The sequence below is a fragment of the Streptomyces sp. CB02923 genome (assembly GCF_001905005.1).
Classification (GTDB): Bacteria; Actinomycetota; Actinomycetes; order Streptomycetales; family Streptomycetaceae; genus Streptomyces.
Genome location: NZ_LWKZ01000012.1, coordinates 777,312 through 800,116, shown reverse-complemented (window position 1 = coordinate 800,116; position 22,805 = coordinate 777,312). Strand labels below are relative to the sequence as shown.

Annotated in this window: 27 protein-coding genes and 1 tRNA gene; 25 read left to right on the top strand and 3 right to left on the bottom strand. The window is 69.7% G+C overall.

All coding sequences use genetic code 11. The annotated features are described in order from the left end of the window. Positions 1 to 24: 24 nt before the first annotated feature. From A6A06_RS15055 to A6A06_RS14985, 16 genes are all read left to right on the top strand, one after another. A complete protein-coding gene (locus tag A6A06_RS15055; protein ID WP_073761694.1) occupies positions 25 to 294 on the top strand; it encodes a hypothetical protein in 270 nt (89 codons plus the stop codon). Between the two features lie 13 nt (positions 295 to 307). Continuing rightward, on the top strand, positions 308 to 976 hold the full coding sequence (locus A6A06_RS15050) for a hypothetical protein (RefSeq protein ID WP_199930879.1): 669 nt from the start codon (positions 308 to 310) through the stop codon (positions 974 to 976). Continuing rightward, positions 976 to 1,428, top strand: a complete 453-nt coding sequence (locus A6A06_RS15045) for an HK97-gp10 family putative phage morphogenesis protein (protein ID WP_073761692.1) — start codon at positions 976 to 978, stop codon at positions 1,426 to 1,428. The genes A6A06_RS15050 and A6A06_RS15045 overlap by 1 nt, the downstream gene beginning before the upstream one ends. Continuing rightward, positions 1,428 to 1,880, top strand: coding sequence for a hypothetical protein (locus A6A06_RS15040; protein ID WP_073761691.1), 453 nt, complete (start codon positions 1,428 to 1,430; stop codon positions 1,878 to 1,880). The genes A6A06_RS15045 and A6A06_RS15040 overlap by 1 nt, the downstream gene beginning before the upstream one ends. Further along, a complete protein-coding gene (locus A6A06_RS15035; protein ID WP_073761690.1) occupies positions 1,877 to 2,236 on the top strand; it encodes a hypothetical protein in 360 nt (119 codons plus the stop codon). The genes A6A06_RS15040 and A6A06_RS15035 overlap by 4 nt, the downstream gene beginning before the upstream one ends. A gap of 33 nt (positions 2,237 to 2,269) precedes the next feature. Beyond that, the gene (locus A6A06_RS15030; RefSeq protein ID WP_073761689.1) at positions 2,270 to 2,848 is read left to right on the top strand and encodes a phage tail protein; all 579 of its coding nucleotides are present in this window, start codon (positions 2,270 to 2,272) and stop codon (positions 2,846 to 2,848) included. An 85-nt stretch (positions 2,849 to 2,933) separates the two neighbouring features. Beyond that, positions 2,934 to 3,449, top strand: coding sequence for a hypothetical protein (locus tag A6A06_RS15025; RefSeq protein ID WP_073761688.1), 516 nt, complete (start codon positions 2,934 to 2,936; stop codon positions 3,447 to 3,449). Beyond that, positions 3,422 to 3,571 (top strand): hypothetical protein, encoded by a 150-nt coding sequence (locus tag A6A06_RS43915; protein ID WP_079194019.1) that lies wholly within the window; start codon positions 3,422 to 3,424, stop codon positions 3,569 to 3,571. Before A6A06_RS15025 ends, A6A06_RS43915 begins: the two co-directional genes overlap by 28 nt. 14 nt (positions 3,572 to 3,585) lie before the next feature. Next, positions 3,586 to 7,173: a phage tail protein gene (locus A6A06_RS15015; RefSeq protein ID WP_073761687.1), complete on the top strand. Its 3,588-nt coding sequence runs from the start codon at positions 3,586 to 3,588 to the stop codon at positions 7,171 to 7,173. Continuing rightward, complete coding sequence (locus A6A06_RS15010; RefSeq protein ID WP_199930878.1) at positions 7,170 to 8,033, top strand: phage distal tail protein; 864 nt, start codon at positions 7,170 to 7,172, stop codon at positions 8,031 to 8,033. Before A6A06_RS15015 ends, A6A06_RS15010 begins: the two co-directional genes overlap by 4 nt. Positions 8,034 to 8,048: 15 nt before the next feature. Further along, positions 8,049 to 9,089 (top strand): hypothetical protein, encoded by a 1,041-nt coding sequence (locus A6A06_RS41680; protein ID WP_199930877.1) that lies wholly within the window; start codon positions 8,049 to 8,051, stop codon positions 9,087 to 9,089. Beyond that, positions 9,050 to 10,285, top strand: a complete 1,236-nt coding sequence (locus A6A06_RS15005) for a hypothetical protein (protein WP_199930876.1) — start codon at positions 9,050 to 9,052, stop codon at positions 10,283 to 10,285. Before A6A06_RS41680 ends, A6A06_RS15005 begins: the two co-directional genes overlap by 40 nt. A gap of 29 nt (positions 10,286 to 10,314) precedes the next feature. Next, positions 10,315 to 10,770, top strand: coding sequence for a hypothetical protein (locus tag A6A06_RS15000; RefSeq protein ID WP_199930875.1), 456 nt, complete (start codon positions 10,315 to 10,317; stop codon positions 10,768 to 10,770). 10 nt (positions 10,771 to 10,780) lie between these two features. Continuing rightward, on the top strand, positions 10,781 to 11,635 hold the full coding sequence (locus tag A6A06_RS14995; protein ID WP_073761685.1) for a hypothetical protein: 855 nt from the start codon (positions 10,781 to 10,783) through the stop codon (positions 11,633 to 11,635). A 10-nt stretch (positions 11,636 to 11,645) separates the two neighbouring features. After that, on the top strand, positions 11,646 to 11,891 hold the full coding sequence (locus A6A06_RS14990) for a holin (RefSeq protein WP_073761684.1): 246 nt from the start codon (positions 11,646 to 11,648) through the stop codon (positions 11,889 to 11,891). Between the two features lie 9 nt (positions 11,892 to 11,900). Next, positions 11,901 to 12,167 carry a hypothetical protein gene (locus tag A6A06_RS14985; protein ID WP_073761683.1) on the top strand — a complete coding sequence of 89 codons (267 nt, stop codon included), beginning with the start codon at positions 11,901 to 11,903 and terminating at the stop codon, positions 12,165 to 12,167. Positions 12,168 to 12,218: 51 nt separating this feature from the next. Here A6A06_RS14985 and A6A06_RS14980 read toward each other — a convergent pair whose 3' ends face one another. Next, on the bottom strand, positions 12,219 to 12,890 hold the full coding sequence (locus A6A06_RS14980) for an HAD family hydrolase (protein ID WP_073761682.1): 672 nt from the start codon (positions 12,888 to 12,890) through the stop codon (positions 12,219 to 12,221). Between the two features lie 111 nt (positions 12,891 to 13,001). Between A6A06_RS14980 and A6A06_RS14975 the strand changes: the two genes are divergently transcribed. The 3 genes from A6A06_RS14975 (at position 13,002) to A6A06_RS14965 (ending at position 15,104) form a co-directional block, all read left to right on the top strand. Continuing rightward, positions 13,002 to 14,201 carry a helix-turn-helix domain-containing protein gene (locus A6A06_RS14975; protein ID WP_073761681.1) on the top strand — a complete coding sequence of 400 codons (1,200 nt, stop codon included), beginning with the start codon at positions 13,002 to 13,004 and terminating at the stop codon, positions 14,199 to 14,201. A 70-nt stretch (positions 14,202 to 14,271) separates the two neighbouring features. Further along, entirely contained in the window at positions 14,272 to 14,721 is a 450-nt protein-coding gene (locus A6A06_RS14970) for a hypothetical protein (RefSeq protein ID WP_073761680.1), read from the top strand. Beyond that, the gene (locus tag A6A06_RS14965; RefSeq protein ID WP_073761679.1) at positions 14,721 to 15,104 is read left to right on the top strand and encodes a recombinase family protein; all 384 of its coding nucleotides are present in this window, start codon (positions 14,721 to 14,723) and stop codon (positions 15,102 to 15,104) included. Before A6A06_RS14970 ends, A6A06_RS14965 begins: the two co-directional genes overlap by 1 nt. Before the next feature lie 858 nt (positions 15,105 to 15,962). Here the strand turns inward: A6A06_RS14965 and A6A06_RS14960 are convergent. Further along, positions 15,963 to 16,037, bottom strand: a tRNA-Val gene (locus A6A06_RS14960). Between the two features lie 177 nt (positions 16,038 to 16,214). On the opposite strand from A6A06_RS14960, the gene A6A06_RS14955 reads away from it, so the two are divergent. The 6 genes from A6A06_RS14955 (at position 16,215) to A6A06_RS14930 (ending at position 22,088) form a co-directional block, all read left to right on the top strand. Then, positions 16,215 to 17,606, top strand: a complete 1,392-nt coding sequence (locus A6A06_RS14955; protein WP_079194017.1) for a hypothetical protein — start codon at positions 16,215 to 16,217, stop codon at positions 17,604 to 17,606. Between the two features lie 475 nt (positions 17,607 to 18,081). After that, on the top strand, positions 18,082 to 18,723 hold the full coding sequence (locus A6A06_RS14950; RefSeq protein ID WP_073761678.1) for a DUF4383 domain-containing protein: 642 nt from the start codon (positions 18,082 to 18,084) through the stop codon (positions 18,721 to 18,723). Positions 18,724 to 18,824: 101 nt separating this feature from the next. Next, on the top strand, positions 18,825 to 19,970 hold the full coding sequence (gene dgoD / locus A6A06_RS14945) for a galactonate dehydratase (RefSeq protein ID WP_073761677.1): 1,146 nt from the start codon (positions 18,825 to 18,827) through the stop codon (positions 19,968 to 19,970). A gap of 77 nt (positions 19,971 to 20,047) precedes the next feature. Next, positions 20,048 to 20,668 (top strand): bifunctional 4-hydroxy-2-oxoglutarate aldolase/2-dehydro-3-deoxy-phosphogluconate aldolase, encoded by a 621-nt coding sequence (locus A6A06_RS14940; RefSeq protein ID WP_073761676.1) that lies wholly within the window; start codon positions 20,048 to 20,050, stop codon positions 20,666 to 20,668. 134 nt (positions 20,669 to 20,802) lie between these two features. Continuing rightward, positions 20,803 to 21,810, top strand: coding sequence for a sugar kinase (locus tag A6A06_RS14935; protein WP_073762165.1), 1,008 nt, complete (start codon positions 20,803 to 20,805; stop codon positions 21,808 to 21,810). Positions 21,811 to 21,872: 62 nt separating this feature from the next. Continuing rightward, complete coding sequence (locus A6A06_RS14930; protein WP_073761675.1) at positions 21,873 to 22,088, top strand: FmdB family zinc ribbon protein; 216 nt, start codon at positions 21,873 to 21,875, stop codon at positions 22,086 to 22,088. A gap of 44 nt (positions 22,089 to 22,132) precedes the next feature. On the opposite strand, the gene A6A06_RS14925 is transcribed toward A6A06_RS14930, so the two are convergent. Further along, positions 22,133 to 22,795: an O-methyltransferase gene (locus A6A06_RS14925; protein ID WP_073761674.1), complete on the bottom strand. Its 663-nt coding sequence runs from the start codon at positions 22,793 to 22,795 to the stop codon at positions 22,133 to 22,135. Positions 22,796 to 22,805: the final 10 nt, after the last annotated feature.

Below are 22,805 nucleotides of genomic sequence, written 5' to 3'. Positions count from 1 at the left end.
CACGACACCGTGAGGAGGCCAGCGATGGCCGCACGCAAGAACCCCGACGAGCAGCCGACTTCGGCGGCCGTCGTCCGCACGCAGGAGTACGCCGCCGGCGTCGGTTACGAAGTTGGCCAGACCGCGCCGGACGACGCGTACCGCGCACTGGACGACCACAGCGCGCCGACCGGCCCGGTCGTCCACTCCCACCCCGGCGGCCATGCCCGGCTGATCGTCGCCAAGGGCGCCACGGTCACCGAGGGCGCCCGGCGTGAGCTGGACGCGGCCAGCACCGAGCAGGCCGAGGGCTGACGTGTACTGCTCCGTGGCACAGGCGCGCACCGCGGGGTGCACCGGGTCGGACCCGGAGGTCACCGCGTGGATCACGGCTGCCATGGAGCGGATCACCGCGTACACCCGGCAGCTCTTCGAGCCGACGGTGATGGCGGTGGTCGCGGACGTGGCGCCGGGGGGGCTGGTGCTCCTCCCGCGCCGCGTCCGCACGGTCACCACCGTGACGCCCGTCTGCGACGGGTACGACGCCCCGTCGCTTCCGTCGTCGGCGTACCGCGTCACCTCGTCTGACGTGTTCGGACAGGTCGATGCCGTGCACCTCGCGTGGGGCGGCTGGGACGACCTTGTCGTCGGGGCCGAGTCATGGAACGGCGGGTGGGTCGGCCTGTTCGACAGGCTGGGAGCGGAGCAAGCGCATGTACTTGGGGAATTCGGGGTCGTCCCGACGCCGCCGGTCGTAGCGCCAGCCACCGCGCTCCTCGCCGCGCACGTCCAGGCGCAGGCCGCGCCGTCCGACGCCGACGCCGCCCGTGACCCGCGGCTCGACGTGGACGACGAGGGCAACAACGTCCACATCGAGGACACCTCCGACGAGGCGACGCCCGTCGTCTCGGCTGCCGCGTCGACCGGATCGACGCAGGTAGACGCCCTCCTCGCCCCCTACCTCAACAGCGGCTCGCTGGTCTTGGGGGGCGTGTGATGGCTCGGTACTTCGACACGTCCGCGTCCGCCCGGATCAACACGCGCGCGTATGAGCGGGGCCTCCGGCGCTACCTCGGCCGCATGTCCGACGACGTGCGGAAGGCCGTGGAGCGCACCGGCACCGACGTGCAGAACGAGGCGCGCAGGTTGGCGCCGGTCGACACGGGTCGACTCCGTTCCTCCATCGTCGCGCGGCAGACCGGCGGCGGTCGCCGCGTCGGCTACGAGGTCGGCACGAACGTCAACTACGCAGCGGCGGTCGAGTACGGGACAGCGCCGCACGTCATCGTGCCGAAGAACAAGAAGGCATTGGCGTGGCCCGGCGCCGCGCACCCGGTCACCAAGGTCAACCACCCCGGCACCGCCGCCCGACCCTTCCTGCGGCCAGCCGTGGAGAAGACCTCGTTCTTCTTCCGCTTCCACATGGCCGGTATCCGGGGAGGCCGCTGATGGCCGCGACCACCTCCGGCGCCCTGAAGGCATACGTGGAATCGCTCGGCAGCGGTGTACCGGTCTTCCGCGACGGGCCGCGGCCGGGGCAGGCCGAGCCGTACATCGTCGTGCAGGAGGCCGTCAGCGTCGGCCTCGACAGCCGCGCGAACGGCGACTTCGGCGACCCGGCGGCCGAGATCAACATCACCGAAGTGGCGACCGTCGACCTGATCGAACGGGCCCGCACCAAGACCGGCGCCCGCACCGCCAAGAACGCCGAGCGGTACGGCCTCGCCGAATCCCTCGCCCACGCGCTGCACGGCTGCCGTCTCCCCGCGCACCCCGCGCCCGTGCACGGCGTACGCGTGACCGGCTTCGACCGCTTCCCGATCTCCGACAACCGCATCCGGACCTCCATCCCCGTCGAGATCCGGCGCGGCCTGCTCCCCGCCGAGGTGACCCCCGCATGACCTCCATGTACATCGCCCTTGACCGGGCCGAAGTCGTCCTCTGCCTCGACCGGCGCATCCCTGCGCAGCCCGGTCGGCCGATGGTCCGCGTGCCTGCGGATGCGGAGGTGCAGACCGGTGGCGTCGCCGTCCGTCGCGTCGAAGGCCAGCCCGGCTACCTCTACTACCTGCTCGACGGCTGCATATACGAGCAGGACGCCGGCCGCCTGGACGACCTCCCCGACCACATCCCGGGGGCCGTGCTGACGGTCGTGCCGGGTGACATCCCGCCGGACCGGCCGCCGTGGACCACGCCCGATTTTCCGCCTGCTGCGCCGCCGTCGGCGGAGCCGAGCACGGACACCCCAGCCGAATAGGGCCGGACCCCGGCACCAGGAAGGACACCCGATATGCCGATCAGCCGAGTGACCAAGCTCTACGCGGTCGAGGACGCCAAGATCTTCCCACTGCTGTCAGACCCCGCCGGCGGTACGCCGTCGTACGGGGCTGGCATCGACGTGCCTGGAATCAAGCAGATGGAGATCTCTGGCGACGTCGAGGTCAAGGAACTGCGTGGGGACAACGGTCTCCTCGACAGCGACGCGGCGATCTCAAACGTGACGGTCAAGTACCCGCACGCAAAGCTCAGCTTCGATGTGCTGGTGGCGCTCATGTCCAGCACCGTCACCGACTCCGGGACCGCCCCGTCGCAGAAGTCGCGGTGGCTGATGAAACAGGGCACCAAGCCTCTCCCGTACAAGCTCGAGGGCAAGACGCCCGTGAGCGGCGGCGACATCATCGGCGGTGACGTGCACTTCAACCTCTTCAAGTGCGTCATGTCGTCGTTCCCTGGTCTCGGTTTCGCCGAGGAGGACTACCGGGCGATCGAAAACGAGGCCCGGTGCGTGCCGCTGGCCAGCACGGGTGAATGGGTCGACGCCGTGATCAACGAGACCGCGACGCCCATCGTCACCGCCGCCACTCCGTGACCGCCGGGCGGGCCGCTCCGTCGCCGTCCGCCCGGCCCCGCTCCATCCGCAGGCCGAAACCCGGCACTGACCTCAGGGATTCACAATGACCACTGGCCTTGACCTGCTCGCCGAGGGCGGGACGATCACCCTCACCGACGGCACCGAGGTGCCGCTCCGCTACTCCTTCCGGGCCCTCGCCCTGCTGGAAGCCCGCTTCGGCAGCGTCGCCGCCGTACAAGATGCGATCGACAGCACGGGCAAGGGCGCGGCGTTCGGCCCGCTCATGCAGATCATCGGCGCTGGGAGCATCGGCCCCGGCGGGTTCGAGCCTCACATCCGTGAGCACCAGGACGCCAAGGGCGAGCGCCGCGTCTCCGGCGACATCGTGTTCCGCCGCCGCACCGACGGCTCCGACCTCGCCGATCTGCTGCACCCCGGCCGCCTCGACGAGTACACGTCGGCGTTCACCGCCGCCCTCGAACGAGCCCTCCAGAGCCAGGGAAACGGCGCGGCGGTGGCGAGCGCCGCGATCCCAGTGACGACCGTTTCCCCTGGTCTGACCTCTACTACCTCGCCGTCGGTGCCCTCCACATTCAGCCCGACCGCTTCTGGGACATGACGCTGCACCAGCTCCTGACGCTGGCCGACCAGCACCGCGCCGCGCACCGCGGCAGCGATGACCGTCCCACCCCGTCTGACGGCAGCTCCCTTATGGGGCTGGCCATGATGCGCCGCGCTTGAGAGGAGGGCCCGCGATGTCGGCTGAGGAAATCAATCTCCCCAACCTCGTCTCGCACTTGCAGGTCAACCTGCAAGGGACGTCCGGCGTCATCGCGGACGCCGCTCGGCAGGGATCGTCCGTCGGCGCGGCACTGGGGTCCTCGCTTCGAGACACGCTCCGGGACCAACTCGCCTACCTGCCCGAGGTCGAACTCGACGCGGACTCCAGCGAGCTGGACCGGGACCTCGACCGCGTGCGCCGCGACCTTCAGCGGCTTGCCGACCAGCGCATCGGCGTCGACATCTCCATCGAGGACGCGCTCCGTCAGATGGAGCGCCTGGAGCCGCACCTCGACCGCCTTGCGCATCAGCACCCGAGCGTGGTCGTACGAGGCGCCGTCGGCGGTGCTCTCGCCGATCTCGCCGAGGTCCGCGAGGCCGCGCGAGCGGTCGACGACACCGACATCGAGATCGACGCCCACGTCAACACGCGCGACTCCGAGGCGGGTGTGGGTCGCCTGCGTGGCGCCCTATCCCGGCTCGGTGAGATGGGCGGCAGCATCGCCGGGGTCGCCGCCCCGTTCCTCAAGGTCGCTGCGGCGATCGGTGCTGCTGTGCCGCTCGCCGGCGGTCTGGCCACGACGGTGGCCAGCATCGCGCCAGCCGCAGGTGTCGGGGCGACGGGCCTGCTTGCGCTGGTGACCTTGGCGGGCACCATCAAGATCGCATTCTCGGGGGTAGGCGACGCGATTAGCGCGGCGTTCGATCCGTCGAAGCCGGAGGCGTACGCCGAGGCGCTGAAGAAGCTCAGCCCCAACGCCCGCAGCTTCGTCGAGCAACTGCGCTCGATGTCGCCCGAGCTGGACAAGATCAAGCGCGCCGTTCAGGATCGCGTCTTCGCCGGACTGGACACGCAGCTCAAGAGCACCGCGTCGGCGACGCTGCCGGTGTTCCGGCAGGCTCTCACCTCGTCGGCCACGACTCTCAACCAGATGGCCAGCGGGGTCCTGACGACCGCTCGGCACCTCGGCCAGTCCGGCACGCTCGGCGCCGCGCTCAAGGGCGCCACGCAAGGGCTGAGCGGCTTCTCGAAGCTGCCGTCGGTGCTGGTGCAAGGGCTGGTGCAGGTCGGTGCCGCGGCGGCGCCCGCCTTCAAGCGGCTCGGTGACGCTGCATCGTCCGGTCTCGGTTCCCTCTCGCAGAAGATGGACGCCGCGTTCAAGAGCGGCGCGATGCGGCAGGCCATCGAGCAGGCGATCAGCCTGGTCAAGCAGTTGATCCAGGTGGCGGGCAACATCGCGTCGATCTTCGCGAGCGTCTTCCAGGCCGCGCAGGTCAGCGGCGGCGGGTTCGTCGGGATGCTCCAGACGATCACCGGCAGCATGAAGACGGCGTTCGCCAGCCCGGAGGTTCAGGGTGGCTTGCGTGCCCTCTTCAGCACCATGGCGCAGCTCGCCCGTACCGCTGGACCTTTGCTCGCGCAGGCGCTCGGCGTGGTCGGGCAGGTGCTCGCCAAGCTGGGCCCGCCCGCACAGACCTTGATCCGGGCGCTCGGTACTGCGCTTCAGCCCGTGATCCGCGCGCTCGGCCCCGTCTTGGTGCAGGCGGCGGGCGCCGTCGGCCAACTCGTCGTGGCCTGCGCCCCGCTGATCACGGCCGTGGGTCAGATCGTCGCCGCGATCTTGCCCGCGCTCGGCCCCGTGTTCGGTGCCCTCGGCAAGATCTTCGCCGCGCTCGCGCCGATCATCTCGCAGATCGCGACGGGCATCGCCGCGTACCTGTCGCCGGTCCTCTCTGGCCTGGCACAGGTCATCGGCCAGTTGATCTCAGGGGTCGCTGATCAGCTCGTCGTCATCCTCAAGAGCCTCGCCCCCCTCGCGCCGCAGATCGCGCAGGCCATGGGTGCCATGGGGCAGGCCATCGGGCAGGTGCTCGTAGCCGTCGCGCCGCTGCTCCCCGCGATCATGCAGCTCGGGACGCAGCTCATCGCCGGGCTGCTCCCCGCAATCCTGCCGCTGGTGCAACCGCTGCTGCGCATCGCCACCGTCCTGATTCAGATGGCGGCGGTCGCCATCGGGCAGTACGCGGTCCCCGCCATCCAGGGCCTCGTCGGCTTCATCAACGGGCTGGGGAGCGCTTTCGGCCCCGGCATCGCCGCCGTCCGGGCGCTCGTCAAAGCGATCAGCGTCCCGTTCGAGTGGCTGTACGACCACCTCGTCGGGCACAGCGTCATCCCAGATTTGGTCCGCGGCATCACCTCCTGGCTCGCCGGACTACCCGGCAAAGCACTGTCGGCGATCTCCTCGCTCCCCGGCTTCCTGGCGCGGAAGGCAGTCGAGGCCGCCCGTAGCTTCCGGTCGGCTGTCGAGTCCGGTGTCAGCTCCGCCCTAGCGTGGCTGCGGAGCGTACCCGGCCGCGCGATCTCCGCGCTCGGTGACCTCGGCGGCGTCCTGCGGGGCGCTGGCGCCTCCCTTGTCCGGGGTCTCATCCGCGGTATCGAGTCGGCAATCGGCGGCGTCCAGTCCGTGCTTGGCCGCCTGACAGCGATGATCCCTGATTGGAAGGGCCCGAAGCGCAAGGACGCGAGCCTGCTCACCCCGGCCGGTAAGACGCTGATCAGGGGCCTGATCGACGGCATCACCGCGTCGACCTCCTCCCTGAAGAGCAAGCTGTCTCAGGTCACCACGCTGATCGAGCGCGCGATCACCATCAACGCGGGCAACAGACGCAAGCGGGGCGGCCTCACCTCTCTGCTCGGGCGGGTCAAGAAGGACAATCAGGCGTTGGTCAGCCTCGCTGTGCGGCGCGACGCCGCAGCGAAGCGCCTGGCCGATGCAACGAAGAAGCTGAACGATCTCGTAGCCGAGCGGAACAAGACCGCGAAGGAAGCCACGGATCGGGTGCTCGGCGAGGCGAACATCGTCCAGGGCCACGAGCAGACGAACAGCGTCGCCGCGATCACCGTCGGCCTTCAGCAGTCGCTCGCCAAGACGAAGCGCTTTGCCGACACCCTCGCCGCGCTGAAGAAGAAGGGCGTCCGCGCAGACCTGCTGAAGCAGCTCTCCGATGCGGGTGTCGAGGGTGGCTCGGCCACGGCCGACGCCCTCAACCGGGCGACGCCGAAGGAACTCGCGCGGATCAACGACCTTCAGAAGCAGCTTGCCGGATCGGCGACCAAGGTCGGCAACACGATCGCTGACCAAATGTACGGCTCCGGCATCCGCGCCGCTCAGGGCCTCGTCAACGGCATCAAGGTCTCGCAGAAGGCCATTGAGGCGCAGATGATTCGCATCGCCAAGGGGATGCAGGGCGCCATCAAAAAGGCCCTCGGCATCCGGTCCCCCTCGAAGGTCTTCACAGAGATCGGGCGGCAGACCGGCGAGGGTCTGCGCCGCGGCATGCTCGCCACGACAGGCGCCGTGGCCGCCGCGTCTGCCGCGATGGCCGGTGCCGCGACCGGCGCCGCTCGTGCCGCGACGGCCGTCCCGGCACCGGGAGCGCTGGCCGCTGCGGTGCCGACCGCCGGGCCGACGACCAACGTCTTCAACCTGCACCAGACCGACGCCACCCCGGACGGCATCCTGCGCGCCCTGTCGTGGGCTGGCCTCGTAGGGAGGCGGTGACTGTGCCCTCGTCCGAGGCGATCGGCCGTATCCAGTGGGGCGACATGCTGTTCGGCCCCGGCACGCCGTACGGCGTCGAGGCCCTGCTCGGCATCGACGACCTGCCGGACGTACGCGGCGACGACAGTGACCGGCCGAACCAGCACGGCACATACTCCGGACCGGACTACACCGGGGCCCGCGTGATCCAACTCGGGCTAGCCATCCGCGGTGACGACCCGACGCACCTTCGCGCGCTGAAGATGGCACTGCGCGCGGCGACGCAGCCCGGCCAGACGCCGGCGCCGCTCCAGCTGCTGGACTGGGACCTCCTCGCGTACGGCAAGGTCAGGAAGCGCAGCATCCCGTACGACGCCCATTACCTGTGGCGCGTCGGCGAAGCCGCCATCGAGTGGTACTGCCCCGACCCGCGGCTGTACTCCCTCGCCGAGCACACCGCCAGCACGACGGCGTACAGTCCGGCGGCTGGCCGCACCTACCCGCTCACCTTCCCGCGGTCGTACGGCGATGCAGGGTCGGCCGGGCGGATCACCGCCTACAACGGCGGCTCGGCCGAGGCATACCCGGTCCTGCGGATCGACGGGCCCGTCGCCGCCCCGGTCATCGAGCACACCACCGGAACTCTCACCTTCACCGCGGCGGCCGTCCTCCGCCAGGGCGAGTACCTGGTCATTGACACCCGCGCTCGCGCCGTCCTGCTGATGGGCAGCGCACCACGCCGCGACTGGGTGCAAGGCGGCTCTCGGTGGCCGGTGCTGGCGCCGGGCCCGACCGAGATCGCATTCCGCGGGGCGGCGCTGCCTGGTGCGTCCGGCCAGTCCGCTCTTCTCACCGTCACCTGGCGCGACACGAGTCTGTAGGAAAGGGGGCCTGTGATGGCCGAAGTGAATCCGCCCTCGTGGGCACAGGCCGGGTCGTATCCGGCGCGGAATGACAGGCTGGGCGCCATTTCGGCGATGCTGTGCTATCCCGCTTTCGCGGCTGACGAGGCGGCGCCTCTGCGTATTCGGCAGGGTGTCAAGCCGTCGTATCAGAATTACCAGCTCAAGGTGCGGCCGACGCCGACGCCCACCATGTCCGTCATCGTGAGCGCCGGATACTGCTGGATCGACAATCACGATTTGAGTGGATTCGGCGCGTACTGCTGCGTCAACGACGCAGACGAACCGCTAGCCATCGCGCCTGCGGGGGGTGCTGGCCAGTACCGCAAGGACGCCGTCGTCGCGTCGGTGTATGACGCCGAGACGAGCGGCAGCGTAAGCGAATGGCGGCTGGAGGTGATCCAGGGCGCATACGCGGCGTCGGCTGGCGCAGCGCAGATTCCGTCGACTCCTGCATCGGCGCTGATTCTGGGCGTGGTCTCGGTCGGGCCGGGGCAAACGACCGTGACGGCGGCGTCCATCTCAGACATCCGAAATTACTCGGTGTCGGTAGGCGGAATTCTTCCGGTCTCGTCGAGTAGCACCCTCCCCCGGCCGCACCCGGGTCAGGTCATGTACCACACGGATACTGACGCTTTTCAGTACGGCCGATCGGACGGGACTGTCGCCATCCTGCACCGGGATTCAGGGTGGCTGACGCTTCCATTTCCGACCGGCTACACGTCATTCTCCACCAATGCCTACGCTGTGCAGATTAGGAAGGTCCGCGATCAGGTGTTCTTGCGGGGGCGTATGACTCGTACCGCGGGCACCATTCCCGATCTGGCGACGTTCGCAGGATGGATTCCTTCCGACTACCGACCTCGCCAGTCAGTTACGTCCTACCAAGATGTGACAGCTATCTGTGGCGCGGGAGGCACTACCCCTTCTGGTCTGCTGCGATGTGAGGTCTTGGGGAATGGCGATTTCCGCATTGGAGGGGCTATCAGTTCCTCGTGGATCGGCTTTCCCTCTACGACATGGTGGGCCGACTGATGGCCGAGATCCTAACCGAATGGCTAAGTCCCGGTGCGGTGGAAACGCACACATACACCTACCTGTTCTGCGACCTGCGCACGGACACGGTGCTCGCCGAGCTGCCGCTCCGGGGCGTGAAGCACAGTACGGAGCTGAACGGCATCGGCGCTCTGTCGGCGGTCGTGCCCTACACCGCCGACACTTTTCCGCTCGACCCGGACACCGCCACGCGCCCCGGGCGTACGGCGGTGTATGTCGACCGGGATGGCGTCATCATGTGGGGCGGCATCATCTGGGCACGCGATCGCGCCGAGGGCGGAAAGCAAATTCAAGCCGCTGAATTCCTGTCGTACTACCAGCGGCGCTTCGTCAAGAAGACGCTTTCGACTGACCCGTCGGTGCTGCTCGACGCGCGGTATGTGCCCGACGGACAGAAGTTGTATCCCGATCAGCGGTTCATTGTCTGGTCCCTGCTGCGGTATGCCGAGACACAGGTAGGCGGGAACGTAGGGATCGACATTCTCAGCATGGTGCCCGATCCGAATACGGGTGTGTTCCCGACGGTCACGTATTTCGGGTACGAGCGGCCCGCCATCTACGACTGCATCGTCGCGTTGGCGAAAGCCGATAATGGCTTCGACTTCGGGATTGATGTGCGCTGGACGCAGCCCGGCAACAACGAGCCTCCGCGTCGAGTGCGCGAAATGAAGGTCTGGTACCCGCGGCGTGGCCGGCAGTCGGCGGCCGAGTCCGGGCTCTACTTCTCCAGCGGCGGGCCGGAGCCGTCGATCTTGTCGTACACGTGGCCGGAGAACGGGACCGAACTGTCCACTGAAGTGAGCGCGCTCGGTGCCGGGAACGGCGAGGCAAAGCTCGTGTCGGTCCAGCAGGCCGCCGACCTGATCGCCGCCGGGTATCCGCTGATCGAGGCCGTGACGACGTACTCGGACGTGGTCGAGCAGGCCCGGTTGGACGCAACGGCGCGGGCCGATCTCGCGGCGCGGACGCAGGCCGACGTGCAGCCGAGCTTCGAGGTGATGGCGGACGCCGACCCGGCGTACGGCTCGTACAGCGTGGGCGACGTGGCGCGCTTCGTGATCGCGCCGGACGAGCAGACCCCGGCCGGCCGGTCGGCGGAGCTGCGCATCCTGTCCATCGAGGCGACGCCCGGTGCGGGGGCCGAGCGGATCACGCTGAAGTGTGGGGCGGTGTGATGCCGCAGTACGCGAAGCAGCGTGATCCGATGGAGCGATTGGCGATTCTGGAGGATCGTCTCGCGCTGCTGGAGCGCGTCGGTCGCACGACCAGCGAAGTGCCCTTCTTCCCGACCTCCGCCCATGGGCTGTTCTGGGAGGACACGGCGGCTTTCGCCACCACGTGGGAGACGATCATCACCCCTCGCGCCGCCGTCGTCTCCTTGGGCCTGGTGTTCATCGGTGACCTCGTCGGCAGCGTGTACACGGGCGGTGCGTGGCAGGTCGTGGTGAACGACGGCGCGGCCGTCGTCGGCTCCGGGGCTGTTCCTGCGTCCGCGACGTACGCCCTGCCGACGGTGTCCATCGACCTCGGCCCGTACCGCGGTGCTCCTGACCTGAAGATCCAGATCCAGACCCGGCGCACCAGCGGCGCCACGACCGGCGGCCGGTACGGCGGTGGCGGAGCCATCGGCAGCGCGCCCCGTTTCGCGCGCCAACTCTGAGAGGAAGACCATGACCAGATCAGGCCCGCAGAAGTACCCCGGAGCGTCGACCGCGTACTGGTACCAGGGCCGGTACGGCGGCGACGCGATGGAGACCAACACGCTCGTGTGGCACACGACGGAAGGCCGTACGCTGCCGTCGTACGACGGCGGTCGGTCGGCGCCGACCTTCACCGCGGTCCCGGACTTCGCCGCGCGCAAGCTGCGCTGGTACCAGCACTTCGACTTCGACACCTCCGCCCGCGCGCTCGAAAACAGGGCCGGCGGAGTAGAGACCAACACGTTGAACGTGGGCCAAGTCGAGTTGGTCGCCACCTGCGACCCGGACACCCACCGGCGGTGGGGCTCCACGCCGCACCTCTACACCCCCGAGCTGCCGAGCTGGGTGATCAGAGACCTCGGCGACTTCGCGCGGTGGGCCCGCGACCACCACAGCGTGCCCTTGACCTGCGGTGTGCAATGGCGGGCCTACCCATCCAGCTACGGCGCGTCCAGCGTCCGCATGAGCAACGCGGCGTGGACGAACTATCGCGGGCACTGCGGCCATCAGCACGTGCCCGAGCAATCCCACGGCGATCCGGGCCAGTTCCCGATGTCCGCCATTCTCGCCGCCGCCAAGGGCGGCCCGACCCCGGAGGACGACATGGCGCTGAGCGACGCCGACGTACGAAAGATTTGGGCGTACCCCCTGATCAACCCCATCGACAAGACGCAGGACAACACGAGGCAGGCAGGAACGTATCTGCGGTACGCCGATCACCGGCAGGTGACGCTGCTCGGCCGCCTCGACTCCGCCCTCGCCCGCCTCGACCACATCGAGGCCGCGCTCAAGACCATCACCGACCGGCTCAACGCCGACTCCTGAAGGGGACCTCATGACCACCGCAGCATTCTGGAAGGCCACTTTCGAGCGCATCGTCCGCACCTTCGCTCAGTCCCTGCTCGCCATCCTCGGCGCCGGCGCGACGGGCGTCATCGATGCCCCGTGGCTCGGCGCCCTGTCGGCCGCCGGGCTCGCCGCGGTCCTGGCCTTGCTCACTGCCGTCGCGACCAGCGGCGGGGCCACGGTCGGGCCGGGCATCACCGAGGTCGCGGTCGACCGTCCGAGACTGATCCCGTAGGAGGTGCTGATGACGACGCATCCGTCGCCGTCGGACCCGGCCGCAGTAGCGGTCGAACTGGAGCGCCTGCGTAGTTCTGTCGACGTAGGGTTCGCCCGTGTCGACGGGAGCCTCGCTCTGCTGGTGCAGCGATCTGACCAGACCGACCGCGCTATCGCCGATCACGAGTCCCGGCTCGATGCGCTGGAGCGGAATCGGTGGCCGCTGCCGTCGCTGGCTGTGCTGGTGTCGGTGGTCGGAGCGGCTGTGACGATCTGGACCGCGGCCGGCCGGTAGCCCCCTGTGCCCCGTCTGCTCGGGTGCAGGCGGGGCACAGGACTGAGCAGGTCACACGTCAGCGAGCGTCCGCAGCACTTCGCGCGTGTCGGACAGATCAGATAGGACCACGTCCGCCCCTGCCGCGCGCAGCTCGTCCGCATTGCTACGGCCGGTCGCCACACCTACGGCCCGTACACCAGCCGTGAGGCCCGCCTCTATGTCTGCGGGCGTATCGCCGACGAGCACAGCTTCGACCGCCTGGTGATCTACGCGCTTCAGAGCGATCGTCACCAGCTCAGCACGCTCCTCGGCATCTTCGCCGTACGCGCCGACCGACAGATCGAGGTGGTGGTCCAGGCCGAAGGTGGCCACCTTGACCTCCGCGGCCACGCGAATGTTGCCGGTCACCACAGTCTGAAGGAGCCCCCGATCCGCCAGCGCATCGAGGGCCGAGGCGGCGCCATCCAGCGCGTGGCCACGCTCCCGGAGGTCGGCCGCGCGCCGGACGTGTCCCTCGCCGAGCGCCTGCGCAAACGCTTCGAAGTCCTCCCGCGTGGTGGTGAGCCCGTGCAGCTTGGCTGTCTCACGGAAGATGACCGGCTCCGTCAGGCCGTCGATCTTCGCCTGGTCCTTCATCTCCAGGCCGGTCACCTGGCGGAACGCCGCTGCGAACAGGGCGCGCCCGACGCCGCGTGTGTCCACGAGAGTGTGGTCGATGTCCCAGAGCACGAGCTGTGCCATCTGTGCACTCCTCAGTCCGCCGTCTGCTTCACACGTTAGTGAATGCCCTACGCCGCCAGCGCTCAGGCTCCTACTCTGCAACTGAACCATCGTGGACGGAGGGAGCGGAGCATGGTCGCTCCAGACCTGCCCATCGGGGACAGGATTCGCCACTATCGCAAGAGCCGTCAGCAAGACGTAGTCGCCGGCCTCGTCGGCATCACGCCCGACTACCTCTCTCAGATCGAACGCGGCCTCAAAGTACCGTCCCTTCAGATTCTCTACGCCATTGCCCGGGAGCTTGGAGTGCCCATCGCCGCCCTGCTTTCAGACGAAGCTGTCACGGCCCCGGCTCCGCCGCCTACGGCGGAGACCAGTGTGGTGCGGGCCCTCATGGGCTACGGCCCGGCACTGAGCACGCCCCCATCCAGCCCGCGCGATCTACGCGAGCGGATCGAGGCCGCATGGCGCAGCTGGCAGACCTCTCCCACGCGATTCACCGATGCCGCTCAAGCCTTACCCGTGCTGATCGCTGAAGTCGAGCATTCGGTACGCGCGCATCGCTCGGGCCCGGATGCTCAGACGCGCCGTCAGGTGCTTCGAGCGGCGGCCGATCTGTACTTCCTCCTCCGGTCCTACCTGCGACGGACCGGTCGGCTGGACCTGTCGCTCATGGTCGCGGACCGAGCGGTGCGGGCAGCGGAGGACGCGGACGACCCGCTGCGTGTGGCTGCGGCGCAGTGGAATCTCGGGCATGTCCTGCTGGCCACGGATGAGACGGATGGGGCCGAGCACGTCGCCATGCACGGCATCGAGACCCTGCACGCCGAGGTTCCGGCCAGTGTGGAGCGCGAGGCGATGACAGGGGCTCTGCATCTGGTGACGGTCGTCGCTGCCTCCAGGCGCCGGGACTGGACCGCGGCGCGCGACCGCCTCCGTAAGAGGGCAGCGCCCGCCGCTGCCAACGTCGGCGAGGGAAACTTCTTGTGGACCGTGTTCGGTCCGACGAACGTCGACCTTCACCGTGTGTCCGTTGAGATGGAGGCTGGCGAGGTGAGCGAGGCGCTGCACCTGGCGGACAAGGTGGATACGGCCCGAGTGCAGTCGATCGAGCGGGAGTTCACCTTCACGCTGGAGGTGGCGCGCTGCTACGACCTGCGGCGGGAGGACGCCGCGACCCTGCTGCACCTGCTGCAACTTGAGTCGCTGGCCCCAGAAGACCTGGCGCGCACGCCCATGGCTCGCGCTCTGGTACTGAGCTTGATCCGCCGAGCGCGGGCCATGCACGCGCGCCAAGCCGAAAGCCTGGCCCACCGACTTGGCGTGCTGTAGCAGCCGAGCCCGTAGTACGCCCGAACTCACAGTTCGGGTCAGCGGCCCGCGGGGTGCCTACGGTCCTCACATGACGACCAAGCCGACCGCGGCCGAGGCCGGCGCGGCCTGGCTCGCGCAGTGCAGCGACCAGCCTGCGGCCGTACGCAGAGCGTGGGCGGCCGACGCGTTGGCTCCATTGCGGTCCGACATATGGCGCGTCGTCGAGGCCGATCTCCTACGGTCTGTCGACGCCATGCGCCCGCTCAGCCGCGCCGGCGTACTGGGCCCCGTCCTCGTCTCCGCTGAGAGTCGGCGCGCGTGGTGGCTCACCTCCCTGAGCGCCGAGGACCACCTCGACGACCTGCCCGCGCTCACCGTCCGCCCGGTCCGGTGGCCGCTGCTCTGTCCCGAGGTGGGGCACAGCGTGTACGGCCGCGGGTGGTTGGAGGCACCGGATGGTACCGGCAAGCTCACTGACCCCGTCGCGTTGGGCGCCGTGTTCGGCCCGACCAGCTCTCTCTCTGCGGAGGCATTCTGATGACCACCCCGCCGCCCCTCGCGTTCATCTACGACCGCAACGTGATCCAGAGCACTCAGCACCTCGACATGCGGTTGACTGGCTGCCGCAACTATGCCGATCGACACGGCTGGGTGGTAGCTGACCAGTGGATCGATCTTGGCGACGATGCCTTGGAAGAGGCGCGACCCCGCTTTGGCGCCCTTTTGGAGATCATGCGCAGGGAGGCCCCGTTCCGGCCGGTGATCTGCCTTGTGCACAACTGGAGCCGTCTAGCGCATGACGGTGGCCTGCGCAGTGCCCTTCAGACGCGCGTTGCACTGGCCGGCGGATACTGCGCGACGACGTTCGACGAGTCCGACGAGAGGTCTCACGCCGTGCTCGTCGGCCGCGGCGATGCCTGATCGTCGGCTCGTGGTGGTGTACGTCATCGTGCTGGCTGGGGTGATGGTCGCCCTCGCCATCGGTATCAGCCTCGAACGCTGATCGCGTCACCTCTCAGCCCTCGTGCCGCTCGCACCACCATGACCGCGGCGCGGGAGGGGCGGGCCTGCTGGCCTGGGTAGCCAGCCCGTCCGCCGCGCCGTGCACGCACACGGCGCAGGGAGGCTGCCCGCACCGTAGGCCGGGCAGCCTCCCATCTCCGTCCGCTCTGCTGCGCTCCCTGGTCCCGGGTGGCAGGGCGGATCGGTCCTCGACGGTCGACAGCGCCGGGGACCGGCTTGCGTCGCTGGCCACGGACCGGCGGCGCGGAAGGGGCGGGCCGGTCGTGAGTGCTCGCGGCCGGCCCGCCACGCAAAAGATGGTTGCCGTTTGAAGTATTCCCGGTACACATATTCCGACCGCAGGCGCACGCCGCGGTTCACGAAACGGTGCGGCTGGCGTATGCGTGTCCGTCAGATCGCACCGGAAGACGCACCGATGTAGTCGAGTGCGTCCCGGCCCGTCCCGCTCAGGGGCGGGCCGGTCTACGTTGGGACGCAGACGGCCCCGCCGATAGGTTCGGCGGGGCCGCGCCTGTGGGTCCGGCCTCCCCGCCAGAGCACCACAGGTGGTGAGAGGTGCGTGTCAGGCGCGGTGTGGGGAGGCACGCCCGCCCCTCTCGTACGTCGCACTGTACGCGGATCTTCCGCCCGAGCCACCCCCTGCCAAGGAAGAGGCTCATGGGGATGTGGACTCTTCGTGGACTTCCAAGATCGAGAAGGCCCCCAACCGTGATTGGTTGGGGGCCTCGATCTAGCCGCTCACCTGCGGACTAGCGCTGGTGGGCACAACAGGATTTGAACCTGTGACATCTGCTTTGTAAGAGCAGCGCTCTACCGCTGAGCTATGCGCCCTGGCTGAGCCGACAGACTACCTTGCTTCCAGGGCTGCGCCGTAATCCAGGGCACGGGCCCCCGCGCGGGGGCCGGGGAACCGACCCCCGAGATCGCGAACCAACCGGCCGCTGTGTTCGTTCCCACTGGGTGGGAGAATGGCAGCCGGGCCTGGGGCGATGCGATCGGGAGAGGGATGTGACGGCGATACACACGCAGCCGCACGAGCAGCGAGCACGCCGTGCAGGCCGCCGTCGCCCGCGAGGGGGCGCCTTCCGGGACACGGTGACCCTGCTCCTGCTCCCGCTGCCTTTGCTGGCGGCCGCGGCGCCGGCCGCGTTCGCGGGTGGCGGTACGCGGCGCTGGTTCGGGCGCGGGGAGAGCCAGCGTGCGGACGCGCAGGCCGCGAAGGATGCCGCGGCGGCGGCGTTCTACGAGCTGGACACGGCGCAGCGTGATCTTCGGATCTCCATAGAGACGATCACCGCGGTCGACAGATCACCGGCGGCCAGGCGGGCCGCCGACGACTACGAGAACTTCGGGCACCGGATCGACGAGGTCAGCCAGGGCTACATCAGCGCCGTCGACGCCCATGACCTCGACCGCGACGACCTCGACGCCGGTGCGGCCGCACGGGCGCGCGCCGACCTGACCCGGGCCAAGGAGGAGCTGGAGCGGGTCAAAGCGGACCTCGACCGCTTCGCGCAGGGGCTCGGTCCGCTGCTGCAGACCGCGGAAACGCAGCTGGCGCGGCTCGCGCCCGCGGTGGAACGGGCCCGGCAGGCCCTGCTGGCCGCGAGCAACGCGCTGGACGCCGTCCGCGCGAAAGACTTCAAGGCCGACGATCTGGCCGCCCGGCTGGCCGCCTTGTCACCCGAGCTGACCAAACTGAACCAGGGCGCCGGGCAGCACGGCGTGCAGGAGACGATCCGGCGCGCCGACGACGTACTGCGCCAGGCCGAATCCGTACGGACCGAGGCGGAGCGGCTGCCCGAGAAGGCCGCGGACATCGACAAGCGGCTGGTGTCGCTGCGCACCCGGGCCCAGGCCATCACGACGCGGGCGGCCAAGGTCGATCCCGTACTGAGCGAACTGCGGCGGCGGTACAGCGCGGCCTGCTGGCAGGACCTCCAGCACGTGCCGGACCAGGCCGCGGACGCCGTCGCGCAGGCCGAGACCAAGGTGCGGGAGGCCCAGCGGGCACGGGACGAGCAGCGTTGGGCCGACGCCACGAGCCTGCTGGCGACCGTACGGGCCTTGCTGAACACGACCGACGAAGCGGTTTCGGCAGCCGGCGACCGGCTGCGGCGGCTCGACGAGGTGTCCTTCGACCGTGAGAAGGACGTCGAGCGCACGCGCTTCGCCGTGCGGGACGCGCAGCGACTGGCGATGGCGGGACGCAGCACACCCGACCCGCGGCACGCGCGCCCTCTGGACGACGCGGTGGCGCGTCTGGAGCGCGCCATCGCCGGCCTGGAGGGGCGGCATCCGGACTGGTGGCACTTCCTGACCGAGACGGAGGCGGTACGGCAGACCGCGGCCCGGGTCGTCCAGGAAATCCGCGATGAACGGGGCGGCGGGGCGGCCTGAGACACCTCGGGGCAACCTGAGGCGCCTCGGTGCAGCCTGAGGCGCCTCGACGACCCAAGGCACCTCCGGGCAACTTGAGACACCTCGACGACCCAAGGCACCTTCGGATGGTCATGGTCTGAGGTCTCCGGCTGGCCAGAGGCCTTCGGACGACCTGTGGCAACTCCCGACGCCCGGCAGCCGGAGCATCGTGCCTCCCGCCAGCCCGGCCGGAGAGTCGGCCCCCGAGCCCCCTGCCCCACTGGCCGGAGAATCGACTCCCCGGCTCCTGATCCGGCTACGGCTCCAGCCCGCCCCCCCCTCACCCCTGGCGCCGCCCCACGCCCCTCCCCAGCCGCCAGTCCCGGTGGTCCCCAGTCCCCAGTCCCCCCCCCATCCAGCCCCCTGACCTGCCACTATGGCGTTACTCCACCTACAGGCGGATGCTGGAGGCAAGCACGGCCCAGGCGGTTCATCTGCGCTAAGGAGGCCGGACATGGAAGCTGGCCAGGCTCTGCACGGTCCTACCCGGACGCTGCGCGGCAAGGTGCGGCACACCCGGCTCGACGAGCACCTGCCCGTCGATCACCGGCTGAGCACGGTCTACCGCTTCGGCGCCGGACTGATGGGGCTGGTCCTCATCGCCTTCGGCATCCTCGGCCTGATCGACAAGATCGGGTTCTTCGACACGGGCGGTGACACGGTCGCCGGCCTGAACACCAACGGCGCACTGAGCGTGTTGTCGATCATCGTGGGCCTGGTTCTCTTCGGCGGCATGGTGATCGGCGGAAACTTCGCCTCGACGCTCAACATCGTTCTCGGAGTGGCGTTCCTGCTGAGCGGCTTCATCAACCTCGCCATCCTGGAAACCGGCTTCAACTACCTGGCCTTCCGCATCCAGAACGTCCTGTTCAGCTTCCTCGTAGGCCTGATGCTGCTGGTCTTCGGCATGTACGGGCGGGTCTCCGGTGGCCTGCCGCACGACAACCCGTACTGGCGTGCCCGGCACCCTGAGGTGGCGCAACGACCGGCCCGGCGGCCCCTGCCACCCCGGACCGGCGCTCATGCGACACCGCGATACGAGGCCGCTACGAGCGGCCGCCACCGACCCCGCAAACACCGCAGACACGCCATGTGACACCGACTGCCACAACAAGCCCCCCAGCAACCCCCGATTGATAACCCCCGCCCCACATGCCAGCCTCTGATCAGCCACCATCGGAGGAAGGGCGGCGGCCTGTGAAGATCAGCCGTGTCGAAACGTTCCTGGCCCCGCCACGCTGGATGTTCGTCCGCGTGGAGACCGACGAGGGCCTCGTCGGCTGGGGCGAGCCGGTGGTCGAGGGCCGTGCCGAGCCGGTACGCGCCGCCGTCGAGGTCCTGTCCGAATACCTCATCGGCCAGGACCCGTCTCGCATCGAGGACCACTGGCAGGTCATGACGAAGGGCGGCTTCTACCGCGGCGGCCCGGTACTCTCCTCCGCCGTCGCCGGACTGGACCAGGCCCTGTGGGACATCAAGGGCAAAGAACTCGGCGTGCCCGTCCACCAGCTCCTCGGCGGCCCCGTACGCGAACGTGTCCGCGCGTACGCCTGGGTCGGTGGCGACGAACCCGACGAGATCCGCGACGCGCTGACCGCACAGGTCGAGGCGGGCTTCACCGCCGTCAAGATGAACGGCTGCGGGCGCATGACGCCGGTCGCCACCCGCGCGGAGGTACGCGACTGCCTGCGCCGGGCCGAAACCGCCCGTGCGGTGCTGGGCGACGACCGGGACTTCGGCCTGGACTTTCACGGCCGCGTCTCCCCCGCCAACGCACGGCGGCTCCTCCCCCTGCTGGCCGAGCACGCGCCGATGTTCGTCGAGGAACCCGTCCTCTGCGACTACCCGCACGCACTCCCCGACCTGGTCAATGCCTCCAACATCCCCCTCGCGCTGGGCGAACGGCTCTTCACCCGCCAGGAGTTCCTGGCACCTCTCCAAGCCGGCGTCGCCATCCTCCAGCCGGACATCTCCCACGCGGGCGGTATCTCCGAACTGCGCCGGATCGCCGCTCTCGCGGAGACGTACGGAGCTCAGCTCGCGCCGCACTGCCCACTCGGCCCGGTCGCCCTCGCCGCCAGCCTCCAAGTGGCCTTCACCACCCCCAACTTCCTCATCCAGGAACAATCCATCGGCATCCACTACAACCAGGGCGCCGAACTGCTCGACTACGTGGCCGATCCGGAGCCCTTCCGCTTCCACGAGGGCTCCTTCCTGCGCACCGACCGCCCGGGGCTGGGCGTGACGGTCGACGAGCCGGCCGTACGAGCCGTCGACCGGCAGGGGCACGCCTGGCGCAACCCGGTCTGGCGTCACGCGGACGGCTCGTTCGCCGAGTGGTGAACGCCGACCAGGCCCCGGACCGGCAAGCACACACCCCGGACCGGCAAGCACACACCAGAGAGGCACGGATCCACCGCATGGACTTCGCCAAGGCGCTACGAGCCACACGCCTGATCGCCATCATCCGAGGCACGGACGCCGACGCGTCGTTCCGTACGGTCATGACGCTGGCCGAGGCAGGCGTCTCCCTGATCGAGGTCTCCCTCACCGGGCGGGACGCGCTTCACGTCATCCGCCGGGCACGCGCCGAACTCGGTGATGGCGCCTGGCTCGGCGCCGGAACCGTCCTGACCGCCGACGACGCCCGGAACGCCGCCGAGGCGGGTGCGAACCTCGCCGTCACACCCGGTCTGGGCGCGGGCCTGGACACCTCCGTTCGCCTCGGTCTTCCGGTCCTCGCCGGAGTACTCACCCCCTCCGAAGTGATCGCCGCCGATGCCGCAGGAGCGACAGCTCTGAAACTCTTCCCGGCCTCGGTCGGCGGCCCCGATTACCTCAAGGCGCTCCGCGCGCCTTTCCCGGATGCGCCGTTCGTACCGGTCGGCGGGGTGGACGCGGCGGCGGCCCGTGCCTACCTGGCCGCCGGAGCGGTGGCTGTCGGAGTCGGCTCGCCCTTGATCGGGAACGCCGCGGACGGCGGTGACCTGGCCGCGCTCCGCACCCGCGCAACCGACTTCCTAGCGGTCTGCGCAGGATGAGCACGGACGCGGGACGATCGGCTACGGACGTGCCCACCGGTACCGACCACGGCCCGAACGGCAGCGACACCGCCAGCGGCACCGCCAGCGGCACCAGCGCCGGCACCGGCACCGTCCTCACCTTCGGCGAGACCATGGTCGCGCTGCGCGGCAGCGGCCCGCTCAAGCTGGGCGGCACGATGAACGTCTCCATCGCGGGCGCCGAGAGCAACGTCGCCATCGGCCTCGCCCGGCTCGGCCACTCCGTCCGCTGGGTGGGTGCGGTCGGGGACGACGAGGCCGGTGAGCTCGTGCTCCGTACGCTGCGAGCGGAAGCCGTGGACGTCTCCGGGGCCTGGTCCGATCCCGGCGCCCCGACCGGCCTGATCCTCTTCGAGCCGCGGCTGCCGGACGTGACGCGGGTGCACTACTACCGGGCGGGCTCGGCCGGCTCTCGCCTGACTCCGGACGTGCTCGACCGCGCCTTCGCCGCCTCCGTACCCCGGATCCTGCACCTGACCGGCATCACCCCGGCGCTGAGCCCCACCGCCCGTGCGGCCTCCGCACACGCCCTTCGGCTGGCCCGCGACCACGGCACCCTGGTGTGTCTCGACGTCAATCATCGCGCCCGGTTGTGGACGGCCGACCAGGCATCGGCGGTGTTGCGGGACTGGGTTCCGTACGTAGACCTCCTGATCGCCTCGGCCGACGAGCTCCCCCTCTGTCTCCCACCGGACTCCCCGCCGGACTCCCCGACCGACACCGCGGCCCAGGCCCGGGAACTGCTGGCCGCCGGAGTCAAGGAGGTCACCGTCAAACTCGGCCCGGACGGCGCCACCTCCTACACGCGCCCAAACTGCTCGGCCGGTCCGGCAAGCAGCACCCACCCGGCAGAGGGCGCGAGCGACGCGCACGACACCGGCGGCGGCTCGCTGCACCAGCCGGGCGCAGCGGTGCGGGCCGTGGACACGGTCGGCGCGGGGGATGCGTTCGTGGCCGGATACCTCTCCGCTCTGCTGGACGGCGAGGACGTCGCCGGGCGTCTCGAACGAGCCGTGACGACCGGTGCCTTCGCTGTCGCCTCGTCCGGTGACTGGGAAGGCGCGCCCACCCGTGCCGAACTGAGCCTCCTCGGTGCCCCTCCCGGCACGGTCGTACGCTGACCCGGACCGTCCTCCTCCCACGTCCCACCCCCTCTCTCCCGCTCGCGGGCTAATCTGTCGCCATGCCTCGTTACGAATACCGCTGCCGTTCCTGCGGCTCGACCTTCGAGCTGAACCGCCCGATGGCCGAGTCCTCCGCCCCGGCCACCTGCCCGGACGGGCACGGAGACACGGTCAAGCTGCTGTCCACGGTCGCCGTCGGCGGCACCGCCGCGGCCCCGGCGCCCAGCGGCGGCGCAGGAGGCGGCGGCTGCTGCGGAGGCGGCTGCTGCGGTTAGTACCGGCAGGCTTCCCGTACCGGCAGGCTTCCCGCTTCAGGACTTCACCGCCTGCGTGCCACTGTCAGTCCGTCTGCCACGGTGAGCATCACCGCCTCCACCCGCTCGTCCGCCATGACGTGCTCGTTGAACTCCCTGATCGCCGCGGCGGGGCCTTCTGCCTGTGGGTCGGACACGGCCCCGCCGAAGAGGACGTTGTCCGCGACGATCAATCCCCCGGGCCGCAGGCGCGGTACCAACTCGTTCCAGTACGGGATGTAGTTGTCCTTGTCCGCGTCGAGATAGGCGAAGTCGATGCGCGGCTCGTCGGGCATCGCCCGCAGGGTGTCCAACGCCGGTGCGATCCGCAGGTCGATCCGGTCCGCGACACCGGCCTTCTTCCACGCCTCACGGCCATATGCGGTCCACTCCTCGGAGACGTCGCAGGCGATCAGCTCACCGTCCTCCGGGGGCAGTGCCTGTGCCATCGCCAGGGCCGAGAAGCCGGTGAACGTGCCGACCTCGACGATCCGGCGCGCACCGCACAAGCGGACCAGGAAAGCCAGCAGGGGCCCCTGCTCCTGGGCCGACTGCATCCGTGCCGCGTCGGGGAAGCGCTGGCGGGTGGTTTCCACCAGCTCGCGCTGCACGGCGTCCAGCGGCGGGTTGTGCGCGAGGACGTAGGCGTACAGCTCCTCCGTGATCGCGGTGGTCTTGCTCTTGGTCACCGGTGCTCTC

What these genes read in the sequence shown, in the direction of transcription:
- A6A06_RS15030 (WP_073761689.1), top strand. Translation starts at nt 2,270, where the DNA reads ATGCCGATCAGCCGAGTGACCAAGCTCTACGCGGTCGAGGACGCCAAG.
- A6A06_RS15045 (WP_073761692.1), top strand. Translation starts at nt 976, where the DNA reads ATGGCTCGGTACTTCGACACGTCCGCGTCCGCCCGGATCAACACGCGC.
- A6A06_RS41680 (WP_199930877.1), top strand. Translation starts at nt 8,049, where the DNA reads ATGGCCGAAGTGAATCCGCCCTCGTGGGCACAGGCCGGGTCGTATCCG.
- A6A06_RS15025 (WP_073761688.1), top strand. Translation starts at nt 2,934, where the DNA reads ATGACCACTGGCCTTGACCTGCTCGCCGAGGGCGGGACGATCACCCTC.
- A6A06_RS14965 (WP_073761679.1), top strand. Translation starts at nt 14,721, where the DNA reads ATGACCACCCCGCCGCCCCTCGCGTTCATCTACGACCGCAACGTGATC.
- A6A06_RS14950 (WP_073761678.1), top strand. Translation starts at nt 18,082, where the DNA reads ATGGAAGCTGGCCAGGCTCTGCACGGTCCTACCCGGACGCTGCGCGGC.
- A6A06_RS14970 (WP_073761680.1), top strand. Translation starts at nt 14,272, where the DNA reads ATGACGACCAAGCCGACCGCGGCCGAGGCCGGCGCGGCCTGGCTCGCG.
- A6A06_RS14985 (WP_073761683.1), top strand. Translation starts at nt 11,901, where the DNA reads ATGACGACGCATCCGTCGCCGTCGGACCCGGCCGCAGTAGCGGTCGAA.
- A6A06_RS15000 (WP_199930875.1), top strand. Translation starts at nt 10,315, where the DNA reads ATGGAGCGATTGGCGATTCTGGAGGATCGTCTCGCGCTGCTGGAGCGC.
- A6A06_RS14940 (WP_073761676.1), top strand. Translation starts at nt 20,048, where the DNA reads ATGGACTTCGCCAAGGCGCTACGAGCCACACGCCTGATCGCCATCATC.
- A6A06_RS14935 (WP_073762165.1), top strand. Translation starts at nt 20,803, where the DNA reads ATGGTCGCGCTGCGCGGCAGCGGCCCGCTCAAGCTGGGCGGCACGATG.
- A6A06_RS15015 (WP_073761687.1), top strand. Translation starts at nt 3,586, where the DNA reads ATGTCGGCTGAGGAAATCAATCTCCCCAACCTCGTCTCGCACTTGCAG.
- A6A06_RS14980 (WP_073761682.1), bottom strand. Translation starts at nt 12,890, where the DNA reads ATGGCACAGCTCGTGCTCTGGGACATCGACCACACTCTCGTGGACACA.
- A6A06_RS14930 (WP_073761675.1), top strand. Translation starts at nt 21,873, where the DNA reads ATGCCTCGTTACGAATACCGCTGCCGTTCCTGCGGCTCGACCTTCGAG.
- A6A06_RS14990 (WP_073761684.1), top strand. Translation starts at nt 11,646, where the DNA reads ATGACCACCGCAGCATTCTGGAAGGCCACTTTCGAGCGCATCGTCCGC.
- A6A06_RS15035 (WP_073761690.1), top strand. Translation starts at nt 1,877, where the DNA reads ATGACCTCCATGTACATCGCCCTTGACCGGGCCGAAGTCGTCCTCTGC.
- A6A06_RS14975 (WP_073761681.1), top strand. Translation starts at nt 13,002, where the DNA reads ATGGTCGCTCCAGACCTGCCCATCGGGGACAGGATTCGCCACTATCGC.
- A6A06_RS14995 (WP_073761685.1), top strand. Translation starts at nt 10,781, where the DNA reads ATGACCAGATCAGGCCCGCAGAAGTACCCCGGAGCGTCGACCGCGTAC.
- A6A06_RS15055 (WP_073761694.1), top strand. Translation starts at nt 25, where the DNA reads ATGGCCGCACGCAAGAACCCCGACGAGCAGCCGACTTCGGCGGCCGTC.
- A6A06_RS15040 (WP_073761691.1), top strand. Translation starts at nt 1,428, where the DNA reads ATGGCCGCGACCACCTCCGGCGCCCTGAAGGCATACGTGGAATCGCTC.